Origin of the sequence: Sphingobacterium bambusae, from assembly GCF_033955345.1 — a bacterium.
Classification (GTDB): domain Bacteria; phylum Bacteroidota; class Bacteroidia; order Sphingobacteriales; family Sphingobacteriaceae; genus Sphingobacterium; species Sphingobacterium bambusae.
Genome location: NZ_CP138332.1, coordinates 2,280,846 through 2,293,186, shown reverse-complemented (window position 1 = coordinate 2,293,186; position 12,341 = coordinate 2,280,846). Strand labels below are relative to the sequence as shown.

At 42.6% G+C, this 12,341-nt stretch carries 9 protein-coding genes; 3 read left to right on the top strand and 6 right to left on the bottom strand.

The features are described 5' to 3' along the window. Positions 1-21 precede the first annotated feature (21 nt). The gene (locus SCB77_RS09465) at positions 22-1,596 is read left to right on the top strand and encodes a RagB/SusD family nutrient uptake outer membrane protein (RefSeq protein ID WP_320186188.1); all 1,575 of its coding nucleotides are present in this window, start codon (positions 22-24) and stop codon (positions 1,594-1,596) included. Between the two features lie 414 nt (positions 1,597-2,010). On the opposite strand, the gene nrdF is transcribed toward SCB77_RS09465, so the two are convergent. The 4 genes from nrdF to SCB77_RS09445 form a co-directional block, all read right to left on the bottom strand. Continuing rightward, entirely contained in the window at positions 2,011-2,997 is a 987-nt protein-coding gene (nrdF, locus tag SCB77_RS09460; RefSeq protein ID WP_320186187.1) for a class 1b ribonucleoside-diphosphate reductase subunit beta, read from the bottom strand. A 161-nt stretch (positions 2,998-3,158) separates the two neighbouring features. After that, positions 3,159-5,213, bottom strand: coding sequence for a class 1b ribonucleoside-diphosphate reductase subunit alpha (nrdE, locus tag SCB77_RS09455; protein WP_320186186.1), 2,055 nt, complete (start codon positions 5,211-5,213; stop codon positions 3,159-3,161). Between the two features lie 10 nt (positions 5,214-5,223). Continuing rightward, complete coding sequence (gene nrdI / locus SCB77_RS09450) at positions 5,224-5,631, bottom strand: class Ib ribonucleoside-diphosphate reductase assembly flavoprotein NrdI (RefSeq protein ID WP_320186185.1); 408 nt, start codon at positions 5,629-5,631, stop codon at positions 5,224-5,226. Between the two features lie 36 nt (positions 5,632-5,667). Then, complete coding sequence (locus SCB77_RS09445) at positions 5,668-5,901, bottom strand: thioredoxin family protein (RefSeq protein WP_320186184.1); 234 nt, start codon at positions 5,899-5,901, stop codon at positions 5,668-5,670. A gap of 434 nt (positions 5,902-6,335) precedes the next feature. Here SCB77_RS09445 and SCB77_RS09440 point away from each other — a divergent pair, with 434 nt between their 5' ends. Further along, positions 6,336-8,741 carry a S9 family peptidase gene (locus SCB77_RS09440; protein ID WP_320186183.1) on the top strand — a complete coding sequence of 802 codons (2,406 nt, stop codon included), beginning with the start codon at positions 6,336-6,338 and terminating at the stop codon, positions 8,739-8,741. A 62-nt stretch (positions 8,742-8,803) separates the two neighbouring features. On the opposite strand, the gene SCB77_RS09435 is transcribed toward SCB77_RS09440, so the two are convergent. Further along, positions 8,804-9,322 (bottom strand): DUF2911 domain-containing protein, encoded by a 519-nt coding sequence (locus SCB77_RS09435; protein WP_320186182.1) that lies wholly within the window; start codon positions 9,320-9,322, stop codon positions 8,804-8,806. A gap of 150 nt (positions 9,323-9,472) precedes the next feature. Between SCB77_RS09435 and SCB77_RS09430 the strand changes: the two genes are divergently transcribed. Continuing rightward, entirely contained in the window at positions 9,473-10,960 is a 1,488-nt protein-coding gene (locus SCB77_RS09430) for a S41 family peptidase (RefSeq protein ID WP_320186181.1), read from the top strand. Positions 10,961-11,034: 74 nt separating this feature from the next. On the opposite strand, the gene ilvA is transcribed toward SCB77_RS09430, so the two are convergent. Beyond that, a complete protein-coding gene (gene ilvA / locus SCB77_RS09425; RefSeq protein ID WP_320186180.1) occupies positions 11,035-12,282 on the bottom strand; it encodes a threonine ammonia-lyase IlvA in 1,248 nt (415 codons plus the stop codon). Positions 12,283-12,341 lie beyond the last annotated feature (59 nt).

Here is a 12,341-nt window from a genome sequence, read left to right as displayed (position 1 = left end):
ACCATTTAATACTTAAGACAGATGAATTTTAAATATATCATATTAGGACTTAGTTTATCAACTACGTTGTGCATGAGTTCCTGTAAAGATTTTTTAGACGAAAATCCAAGAACTGACGTTGGTGAAGCCGACTACTACAAAACGCAGGGGCAAGCGCAAGAAAACGTCAATATGTTGTACCGTTTGGGTGCACCAACTTTTTATGGAAATGCTAACGGTGCATACCAAGGGCCGTTTGCATCAATTCCAGTCATGTTGACGGGCTATTTTGAAAATAGCTATGAAGGGCAAGAGCAGATCAATCAGTATTCTCGTTTGCTAACAAGACAGCAAAATACGCGCATCGTTTCAAACAGAATAAATGAAATTTGGCGTACTGCTTTTCAAGCTATTAATATAGCCAATAGTGCGATCAAGAATATTCCTAACATCGCAATGCCTGATGATGCGAAAGCGACATTAATTGGGGAGGCTAAATTCTTCCGGGCTTTCAACTACTTTTTTATGGTAAAAATGTTTGGGGGTTTACCTTTGTCTACTGATCAGTACGCAAGCTTAGATCAAGATTTCTTTTTGCCGCGCAGCTCCCCGGAAGAAGTTTATGAAGTAATTGAGTCCGATTTAATTGCTGCGGTGGAAACCTTGCCTGCAGGAATCTTTAATAGTAGTGGACGTCGTGTGAACAAAAATGTAGCGGCAATGGCTTTGGCTAATGTATACCTGCAGCAAAACAAATTTGACGAAGCAGTACCTTACATTGATATTGTCCTTCAGTCGGGTCACACATTAACCCCGAATACCGACCTAGCGGAAAATAGTGCCTTTAATAAATTGCGTACTTCGGATCTATTGGACGAAACCATATATGCTATGGAGTTTGATGCGGTGATTAATCCTGGTGGCTCATGGCCAACGTATGGTTTTACAGCCTCAGCTAACGCTATCTTCGATAAGTATACAATCTTTGAGCGTGTTTACGGTCCAACCAATCGTTTTTTGAATATATATGAAGAAGATGATTTGCGTATTAAGCCTAATCAGTACTACCATTGGTCGTATACTAATCCACAGAATGACAAAACGTGGAATGGGGGTACTGTTGCGGGGGTATGGGCATTTGTAGAAGAAGAAGCATTATTAAATACCGGTCGTTCGACGAAAGATCGTAATATTTATCGTTATGCGGAAGCTTTGTTGATCGCGGCGGAAGTAAAAGCTAGAGCAACTGGAGTTGCAACTGCAGCAGGCCATTTGGCTGAAGTGAGAGCGCGCGCGAGCACAACAGGTGAAACGGTAGCACAGATCACCGCGCAATTGCAAGGCTTGTCGGTGGATCAATTCGTACAAGAAGTGTGGAAAGAACGCCTACGCGAACTGCCGTTGGAATTTAAAATGTGGGACGATTGTTTGCGGACCGGCATGTTCCCAAATATTTCAGCAACGGTAAAAGGACAGGTTACTTTTCAAACATTAGTTGGCGCGTCAAATGGTTCTGGGGCAATTTTTAAACCAACCGATCTGGTATACCCAATTTCTATGGATGAATTACAGCGTAATCCGAAACTTACCCAAAACGAAGGTTATCAAGCGCCTTAGATCGATTACTAGCTGGATATTTAAAATACCCAATATTTTTTCTTCATAGTAAGAAAAAGAAACCAAGACGCAGCAATCTCCTATCATGGTAACATGTAGATTGCTGCGTCTTCCTTTTTGCGATGAGGTATGCTTAGATAGCTAATTTTTTGTGTTGCCAACGACTTAATATATAAACTTGTTAGCTTGCCGCGGGCATAAAGCAGGAGCATCGCTGTTATTTTCGGCAGTAAGAGTAAGCGCTAAATTGAGGTGGACGATGGGGTATAGTATATCAGGGCATGACTTACTTGTTTTGTTTTAAGAACACAAGTCGTCTTCAATTCTGTTTGGCTACAGCTATCTAGATATTGTGAAAACGATAAAGGCTCCGTTTTTTGCGGAGCCTTTTATATTTTATACAAAAAATATTAGTTAAATCTCAATAGCAACTTCCATCTTGAAATCGTCGTCTTTTAAATGAACGATTTCCATAGCTTTCTCGTAGTTGGTTGATTTTTTCGAGAAAAAGTCGTGTTGTGTTGTTTCGGTATTCAAGCCGTTCAACACAATAGGGTTAACCTGCTTTACTTCAAAGATTGGGTCAAAGCCTAGGTTCATCAAGGCTTTGTTTCCATTGTAACGCACATATTCTTTTACTTCAGCAGTCAAACCAACAACTGTATATAGCTCTTCGGTGTATTTCAATTCATTTTCGTAAAGATCGTTCAACAGGTTTAAGAAACGAGCTTTCACTTCCTCTTTATTTGGTAGGCGGCTGTATACCTCTTGAGCGATCAAGCCAACGAATACTCCGTGGATAGACTCATCCGCAACGATTTTCTTGATGATATCTGCCGAAGCCACCATTTGTCCCTGTCCGCATAACCATAATGGCAGGAAGAAGCCCGAATAGAATAGGAAAGACTCCAATAATACCGATCCGGCTAAGGCCATGAACAGTTCTTCGTCGGTTACGCTCTCTTTATCGATTGCGCGGTAGTATTTGTCAATGGTCGCCGCCTTGTATTGCAAGAATTTGTTTTCCTTTACCCAGCCAAATACATCGTTGATCTCGTTGGTGGTGGATACGGTAGTAAAGATCGTGGAATATGATTTTGCGTGGATAGCTTCCATCATACACATATACGATAACACCGCCTTATTCTGTAGAGAACTGATATGATCGATGATTTTTGGCATTCCCGTATGGCTTTGTAGCGTATCCAATAGGGTTAAACCTCCCAATGCCTTTTTGTAGCATTCTTTCATGTCCCAGCTTAAGCCTTTCCAGCTGTCAATATCTTTGGATGGTATATATTCGGTATCGATCCAAAATTGTTTGATATTCTGTTCCCAGAACATCAGAACGTAATCGTTATCTGGTGTATTCCAGTTTACGGCGGTAAATTGTTTGCTCATGCTTATTCGTTTTTTGGAGTCGCACAACACTTGTTCTCGGGGAAGAAACGGAAGGAGAAACGTAGATAATTGCTGTTATCGGTTTCTCCTTCTCGTGTGTTACCTTCGTAACGTTTATGCTTGACGTTATTCGTTTACTATTTCGTTTTTATGCCTATGTTCTATGCTGAACAAGAAATACATTCTTCTACGGTAGATTTCCGTGTACGAGTGTAGTACAATGATTTCAATCCTATTTTGTGCGCATAAATGTAATATTTAGCTAAATCACGTGTAGAATCTTTGGAATTGGTATGCAGGATGGTGGATACCCCTTGATCAATGTGACGCTGTATTACGGAAATCAATTTCAATACTTTAAACTGATCCATATCGTAAGCCGACTTGAAGTAGAAGTAGTTGTCGTTCGTCAAATAAGGCATTGGATAATAGGTTGTACTATCACCATATTCGCGTACTTCAATAATATCCACGACAGGCATAACAGAAGCCGTAGCATTCATGATGTAGGATGTGGACTGATTTGGCGCAATGGCTAAACGGTAAGCATGGTAAATACCGTGCTCTTTAATCTGTGCTTTCAGGTTTTCCCAGTCTTGGCTTGTCGGGATGTTGATACCTTCAAAAAGTTCTTTTACCTTATCGGTCGTTGGTTGGTATTCACGTTCTGTATAACGATCAAAATATGAACCGTCTGCGTAGGCAGATTTTTCAAAGCCTGTGAACGTTTTGCCTCTTTCTTTGGCAATTTCCATAGATGCTTCTAGCGAATAGTAATTCATCATCATGAAGAAGGTGTTGGCAAAATCCAATGCCTCTGTAGATTCATACATGATGAAGCTTTTCGCTAAGAAACCGTGTAGGTTCATAGCCCCAAGACCAACCGAGTGTAGCTCCCTGTTTGCTTTTGCAATGGAGGGTACCATATCGATGTTGGTCACGTCTGTTACCACGGTCAAGGTTCGCATCGCCGTTTTTACAGTCTCTTTGATGCGTTTGTTGTCCATCACTGTAGCGATATTCAACGAACCCAAATTACAGGAAATACCGTAACGGATGGTGTCTTCCTGCCCATAAATATTGATGTCCGATACTTCAGAAACCTGCATGATTTCGGTACACAGATTGGAGAATTTCACTTTACCCAAACCATTCAAGGCATGTGCCTTGTTGGTGTTTTCTTTGAAAAAGATGTATGGATAGCCCGATTCTTTTTGCGTTTGTGCAATACGAACCAATAGGTGGCGTGCGTTGATTCTCTTTTTCTTGACATTCGGATTGGTGATCAATTCATCGTACATCTTGTCCATATCCAATTCATCCAGATATTGACCATATTCTTGCATAACCGTGTGTGGGTAGATGAGGTAACAAGCCTCGTCTTTTTCCGCAAGTTCCATAAACTTATCGGGCACGATGATACCGATGGAAAGAGACTTAATGCGCACTTTCTCATCGACATTGATTTTTTTACAATCCAAAAATTCTTCGATATCTGAATGGAAGATATTAAGGTATACGGCACCGGCACCAGGGCGTTGGCCCAATTGATTGGCATACGAGAAGGTATCCTCCATGATCTTCATGATCGGAAGAACTCCGCCCGCGCGGCCTTCTACACCTTTGATCGCTTCGCCGCGAGCACGTATTTTAGAAATATTGAACGATACACCTCCCCCGATAGAAGAAAGCTTCATGGCAGAATCTACAGCATATCCAATACCGTTAAGGTTGTCACCAATCTCATCTAAAAAGCAAGATACCAACTCTCCAGAACGTTTCTTACCAGCGTTCAAGAATGTCGGGGTAGCAGGTTGATATTCTTGATTGATCATGATCTCGGCGTACTCGATAGCTTTTTGTACACCTTCTTTACGTGCTAGGAAAAGAGCAACCGCCACCACACGGTCTTCGTAGCGTTCTAAGAATTTTTCTCCAGAGTCATCACGCAAGGCGTAACTTTGGAAAAATTTAAAAGCCGCCATAAAGGATTGGAAACGGAATTTTTTCGCGTGAACGAAGTTAAACACCTTTTCAATCTCTTCGAATGTAAAGGACTCGTAGAAATTGATGTAATAGTTGTTTTCTATTAAATAGTCGATCTTTTCTTTTAGCGTGTAAAAGAAAACCGTGTTTTTATTCACGTATTCCAGGAAATAGGCGCGCACAGCTTCTTTGTCTTTATGTAAGCTGTACTCGTCATCATGCTTAATCATGATTTCATTGTTAAGCAATATCCAATTTTTGGCTACCTCGTTTGCTATCATTGTATTGGTGTTTAATAATGTCAATAAATTGATTGATGTCCTCCATGGTTCCCGAAAGTTCGAATTTCATGGCCAATGGTACGTCGTAATCTTCAGAAATCTTGTCTGCAGCAAGTCCGAAGTTCTTGCCCCAATTTCTATTTCCGCTAGACGTTACCGAAAAAATCTTGCTGGCATAGCTATCCATAAACGATTGCGTTTTGTCAGGTACACAGCCTAGCTTGGTTGTAAAGGTTACCAAGTGTCCTGCTTCCCGCACATTGAGGTCTTCCTCAATTTTGTGGGCCTGCCAACCAGTGATTTGAATCACCTTGTTGATAAAACGTTGTACGTTTCCAGTTTTTGAATCGTAATATAAATGGACCATTGCTCGCTCGATTTTCGGTGTCGGGATAAAGGACTTTTATAAGGCGATTTGCGCCAGTTCTTCAGGTTTAAACCCGATGATACGTTGTTGTACTTCCTCATTGTCCAACACAAGCACGGTTGGTACTGTTCTGATACGGAATTTTGCTGCCAAATCAGGTTGGTCAAAAGGATTTATTGTTTCGTATGTGATACCTTTGTTATCTAAGTAAGCTGACACTTGTGCGCATGGAGCACAGTCATTTTTTTCGAATTTAATGATTCTTGCCATGTTGTTGTTAAGTTTATGTGTCGGATGTCCGTACGACAGCCTAGAAGTTTAAAACACGAGACTCGAAAGCAGACTTGCATTTAGAGTGAAACAAATATCCAACATTTTACTTGGGCTCGTTAACGATACTTTTCCACATGTCTGTGAAAAGGAAGGAATAAATGCGGTTCCCTGCTTGTTTTTTCTTATAAAATGCTGGTATACAGTTTCTGCAAAGAATGTTGAAAACTTTAAAACAGAAATTATTGGCAAAATTCCCTGTAAAATATACCGTATTTTTAACAAACCTTTCAAGTATAAAACCGCCGTTTTTTTGACTTAACTTTAACGGTATTTGCGGAGCCTTTACGTACTTTACTCCGTTTGATAACAATTGTGTTAACATCAAAGTGCTCCCATAATTATTTTCTAACTTGCCTCGAAATCCAAATACTATGAAGCGTATATGTTCCCTACTATTTATTTCTTTCTGCTCCTATGTGTATGCACAGGAGAATATCACCTATCAAAAGCCGTCGACAGAGATTTTGGAGCTCGCAGATTACCAGCGACCACCGGCGGTGACGATTAGTCCGGATGAGCGTTGGATCGTGTTCTCTTACCGAGCAACCTATAAGAGTTTGGATGAGTTGAATGCGCCAGAGGTACGGTTGGGTGGACTGCGGGTGAATCCGCAAACTAATATGGCGAGTGCGACGAGTTACTTGAACAATATAAAAATCAAGAAGTTTGACGGTTCCGAAGAAGTGCAGGTGCAGGGTCTTCCTACCGATGCGCGGATAGCGCATATGCTGTTCTCGCCGGACTCTAAAAACGTAGCCTTTACACACACTACGGCTACTGGTGTGGAGTTGTGGGTTTTGGATCTGCTCACCGCACAAGCACGACGATTAACCGAAGGTGTGCTGAATGCAAGCTTGGGGAGCCCTATTCAATGGTATAAGGATGGAAGACGATTGCTGATAAGTACGCTGCCCACAAACCGTGCTGCCTGGATAGATAGCAGTAAGGATCTACCTAAAGGTCCTATTGTTTCCACTAGTGGAGGCCAAGTGTCGCAGTTGCGCACCTACCAAGATTTGTTGAAAACCCCGCAAGATGAAAGCAATTTCGAAACATTGACCCAATCGGCGTTATATGCCGTCGATCTTGAAGGTAAGCAAACTAAAGTGCGGGATGCGGAGATCTACAGCCAACGTTCTTTTTCACCGGATGGAAAATACTTATTGCTTACGACGGTGAAACGGCCTTTTTCTTATGTTGTGCCTTATTACAACTTTCCACAACAGACCATTGTATTTGATGTGGAAACGAAACAGACGGTTAAAACCGTTAATGAAACGCCGTTGGTCGAGGTGTTGCCTAAGGGATTTTCATCTACTCGCACAGGGAAGAGAAGTTTAAACTGGCGGAGCGATAAGCCATCATCGTTAGTATATGTGGAAGCATTGGATGGAGGTGATGCGGCAAAGAAAGTGGAATATAGAGACGAAATCTTTTCTTGGGACGCGCCATTTACCGATGCCGCCACATCATTGATTAAACTCGCCGATCGGTATGCCGGCATTTTGTGGGGCGATGATAACCATGCCTTGGTTTATACGCAATGGTACGATACGCGGAATGAAACAACGCTATTATTGAACCCGACGACTAAGGCGTCTAAGATCATTTCTACGCGAAATTCGCAGGATGTATATAGTGATCCGGGAAATGTCTATACAACCAAGAATCAATGGGGGGCTTATGTGATGTTTGTTGCGAATAATAAAAGCTATTGGGTAGGAGACGGCTATACCAAGGAGGGGCAGTTCCCGTTTGTCGATGAATTGGATCTGGCCTCGCTCAAGAAGAAGCGTCTTTATACGTCGAAGCTGGAAGGAAAAAAAGAAAGTATAAGCCGAATTCTGGATGTGAAGAAAGGAGACATCTTGGTTTCTATACAATCCCCAACAGATTACCCGAATTACTATGTGCGCAGCATACGCAGCGGAAAGATCTCTGCGCTAACACAATTGGAAAATCCATTTAAATCCTTGGCCGGCGTTCAAAAAGAAGTGATCCACTACAAACGGAAGGATGGTGTGGATCTTTCAGGAACACTGTACCTACCCGCAGGTTACGATAAAAATAAGAAGGAGAAATTGCCTTTGTTGATTTGGGCCTACCCAACGGAGTATAAGGATAAGAACACGGCTGGACAAAGTACGGCCAATCCATACACCTTTACGTACCCTTCCTACGGATCATTTGTGTATTGGGTTAATAAAGGTTATGCTGTGCTAGACGATGCCGCTTTCCCGATCATTGGCGAAGGGAATGAAGAACCTAACGACACCTTTATTGAGCAACTCGTTGCCAATGGAGAAGCTGCAATCGATGCGGTGGATAAGTTGGGGTATATTGATCGTAGCAAGGTTGGAGTTGGTGGACATTCATACGGTGCATTTATGACAGCTAACCTATTGACGCATTCTAATTTATTTGCTGTGGGTATAGCACGCTCCGGCGCTTACAACCGTACATTGACACCATTCGGTTTTCAACGGGAGCAGCGCAACTATTGGGATGTACCGGAAGTATATAATAATATGTCGCCGTTCATGCATGCTGATAAGATGAAAACACCGATGTTGTTGATTCATGGTGCTGCCGATAACAATCCGGGTACTTTCACCCTACAAACGGAACGTTACTTCCAAGCGCTCAAGAACCTCGGGGCACCCGTGCGGATGGTGCTTCTCCCATTTGAAGCGCATGGCTACACATCGGAAGCGAATATCCTACATACCTTATGGGAGCAGGATCAGTTTTTAGAAAAATATCTGAAAAATAAATAGACCCTAGACATCTAAAAAAACGGGCTCTGTTATTCGCAAAGCCCGTTTTTTTTAACCTTTTTTTATTTGCCGGCTTTCACCTGAAAAGGAATAGCATGCTCGCCCCAAGTTAGCGTCACGATGCCTGTAGGGGCAGCGGTGATGGTAAATTGTTCTTGACTAGCGCTTGCGGCGGCATTAGAAACATCCACGCGTAACGCATCTTGGCTTTCGTCATACTTTGTTCCCCACTGGTTCCACACCTTATTGAAAATAAGCGTTGTTTGCTGTTCACCAGGAATGCTGTATAGACTGTATTTGCCAGCCACTAGCGCTTTACCTTCTATCGTGACATTCTTGTCAAAGGCAATAGTCGTCGCTTCGTTAGCGCCTGTACGCCATACTTTCCCTACGGGTGCAATATCTACCCCTAGCTGTCTGCCTTTTAAAGAGGGTTTACTATACTGTATCGCTATCTGGATACCGTCCTGCGTCGTTATCTTAACACTGTCGGGCGGGCTTGCTCTTTTGCTTTTATCTGTTTGCCCAAAACTGACGAAAGTTATCATCGTCAGAAAAAATAAAATACTTGCTGCTTTCATATGCTTACTATTTACGTTTACGAGATTAAACAATTGCCGTTTCACATTGTTTGGCGTTAATTAACTTTAAAATGTGTTAAATTTTAGGGCATAAATCCATTGGCTGAGATTTCCTCGTATATTCGTGTATATTTGGCTAAATACCGCTATATGAAAACTTGGAAATATTTGCTTTTGTTAATATGCCTTGGCCTCGTGGTGGGCTGTAAAAAGGAGGTGGAACCAACTCCCGAACCTCCCGAACCCGAGGATACGAAGGAACAATTGATACGTGATAGTATTTATTACTACTACAATCAACAATCACTGTGGACAGAATATGTGCCCGATAACACCGTCCTTAGAACCTTTACAGCGGCCTATAGTAGCAATGAGGATGTGCTGAGCGCATTAAAAGCACTTACGCCCTTTTACGCCGGTTATAACGGAAGTATAGACCGGTTTTCGTTTATCCAAGATAATGGTTCGGGGAGTCAACAGCGAAGCAGCAATGGATTACGCATGGATACCAATGATGGCTATGGTATGTATTTTGGATGGCGCATTATTTCGGAGACCTTGGCTGCTCCTGTGCTCTACTTTGTAGAGGGAGGGTCGCCAGCCCAGAAAGCGGGTATTACGCGCGGCTCTATGCTTTTAGCTATCAACGATGATACAGACGTTACGGCAGCTTACAGCTGTAACCAAAGTGGAAGCTGTTTTGTGGAGACGGCGGCATTTAATAATTTTCAAACGAAGCTAAATACGGCCATCGCCGCGAACAGTTTACGTTTGAAAATGCGCACTGTAAACGATGTGGATAAAGATTACACATTGAGCTACGAGACCTACAACATAAATCCTATTTTGGCAGATACTATCTACAACTATTCCACAAAAATAGGATATTTTGCCTTTTCTTCGTTTGAAGAGGTGACGGGTAACAACCAAACTTACCAAGATTTCGAACGTATATTTCGGGAATTTGCTACTGCAGGAGTTCAAGAGCTTATTGTTGATATGCGCTACAACACGGGCGGATACGTAAGTACAGCGCGCTACTTGGCGAATAAGATTGTGGGGCCGTCTGCATCGGGTAAACCTATGTTTACTTATCAAGTAAATGCCAACTTTCAACCCTATACCGAAAGAGCCTCAAACGGGTATGATTTTACACCGGTGAATTTCGGTCAGAACAGCAATCCGGAATATCAAAAAGTTTACTTTTTGGTTACCGAGGAAACGGCCTCCGCGTCAGAGCTGTTGATCAACGTACTGAAGCCATACATGGATGTTGTGCTTATCGCAGAGACGAATCGTACCTATGGTAAGCCTGTCGGCTTCTTCGAGCAGGAGATTATGTCAACTATCTCCTTATGGGCAACTTCGTTCAAGACGCTTAATAGCGAAGGTGCTACAGATTATTGGGATGGCTTAACAGTGAACGTATCTAATGTGCCGGATAACATATCGAAGAACTTTGCAGACCCGACAGAAAGTATGATTGCGCGAGCAATCAGCCTTTCAGGAGCCACCTCGACGAATGTAAATCGCTCGTCGATTTCACGGAACAGCGGCTCTTCGACGTCTTCGGCGGGACGGAAACTGGGAGTTATCAACAAGCCTATAGAAAAGAATTTGTTGAAGAAGAAAGAGTAATTCTGTACAACAGGATATAAAAAAGGGTCGAAAGTTTATCAGCTTTCGACCCTTTTTATGTAGAGATCTGTATGTTACACCAAATACTCGAAAAGTGTCTGGTCCTTATTGATTTCGATAAAGTCGAATTTATAAGCTTTTAATCTTTCGATAAAGCTGGTATAATCTTTCGGGTCATTGAGCTCGATACCAATCAAAGCGGGGCCACGTTCTCGTTCTGTTTTTTTGATGTATTCAAATCTTGTGATATCATCTTTAGGTCCGAGGACTTCCGTAACCAGTAACCTTAGGGCGCCAGGACGTTGCGGGAAGCGAACGATAAAATAGTGTTTAAAGCCTTCGTACAAGAGCGACATTTCCTTGATCTCACTCATACGGTCGATGTCATTGTTTCCACCGGAGACGATACACACCACCTTTTTTCCTTTTATCTCTTCCTTATGAAACTCCAAGGCCGCAATGGATAATGCTCCGGCCGGCTCAGCCACAATTGCATCTTTGTTGTACAGTTGAAGGATGGTTGTGCAAATCTTTCCTTCGGGGATAGGTTTTACGCTATCCAACAATTGGCTACTGATTTGGTAGGTCTGTGATCCTACCTTCTTTACCGCAGCGCCATCCACGAATTTGTTGATTTGATCCAACTCAATAGGACCTTGGTTTTCCAAAGCGGCCAGCATGGAAGGCGCCCCTTCCGGTTCTACGCCATAAAGCTTGACTGCTGGCGCATGTTTTTTCATGTGATAGCTCACGCCTGATGATAGACCACCACCGCCGATAGGGATGAAGATCGCATCTAAGTCGGGTAGATCTTCTAAAATCTCGACGGCTACCGTTCCTTGGCCTTCGATGACTTTCAGGTCATCGAAAGGTGGGATAAAGGTCATGCCGTGCTCTTTAGTATAGTCTAAAGCTGCTTTTTGGCAATCGTCAAACGTATCGCCGGTTAACACGATTTCGATTTGGCCATTTCCCCACATCTCCGTTTGCGTTATTTTTTGACGTGGCGTAGGACCGGGCATGAAGATCACGCCTTTAATACCCAGTTTTTTACAAGACAAGGCAACGCCCTGTGCATGGTTGCCAGCGCTGGCGCAGGTGACACCTTTATTTCGCTCTTCTTCAGAAAGGCTGACAATTTTGTTATAGGCTCCGCGAAGCTTGTACGAACGTACGACTTGTAGGTCTTCTCTTTTCAGATACACCTCTGCTCCATATTTCTCGGAAAGATGTAAATTATATTGCAAAGGCGTACGGTTGACAACATCTTTGATGCGTTCTGCCGCCTGTTGCGAGTCTAGAGAAAGGGTTGATAAATCCATAGCGGATAGAAAGTCAAAGGTCAAAAATAAAAAAGTCAAAAACGTTTACCGATTAGGAA

Coding starts and splice junctions, on each gene's coding strand:
- SCB77_RS09430 (WP_320186181.1), top strand. CDS start 9,473: ATGAAAACTTGGAAATATTTGCTTTTGTTAATATGCCTTGGCCTCGTG.
- SCB77_RS09445 (WP_320186184.1), bottom strand. CDS start 5,901: ATGGCAAGAATCATTAAATTCGAAAAAAATGACTGTGCTCCATGCGCA.
- SCB77_RS09440 (WP_320186183.1), top strand. CDS start 6,336: ATGAAGCGTATATGTTCCCTACTATTTATTTCTTTCTGCTCCTATGTG.
- ilvA (WP_320186180.1), bottom strand. CDS start 12,282: ATGGATTTATCAACCCTTTCTCTAGACTCGCAACAGGCGGCAGAACGC.
- nrdE (WP_320186186.1), bottom strand. CDS start 5,213: ATGATTAAGCATGATGACGAGTACAGCTTACATAAAGACAAAGAAGCT.
- nrdI (WP_320186185.1), bottom strand. CDS start 5,631: ATGGTCCATTTATATTACGATTCAAAAACTGGAAACGTACAACGTTTT.
- nrdF (WP_320186187.1), bottom strand. CDS start 2,997: ATGAGCAAACAATTTACCGCCGTAAACTGGAATACACCAGATAACGAT.
- SCB77_RS09435 (WP_320186182.1), bottom strand. CDS start 9,322: ATGAAAGCAGCAAGTATTTTATTTTTTCTGACGATGATAACTTTCGTC.
- SCB77_RS09465 (WP_320186188.1), top strand. CDS start 22: ATGAATTTTAAATATATCATATTAGGACTTAGTTTATCAACTACGTTG.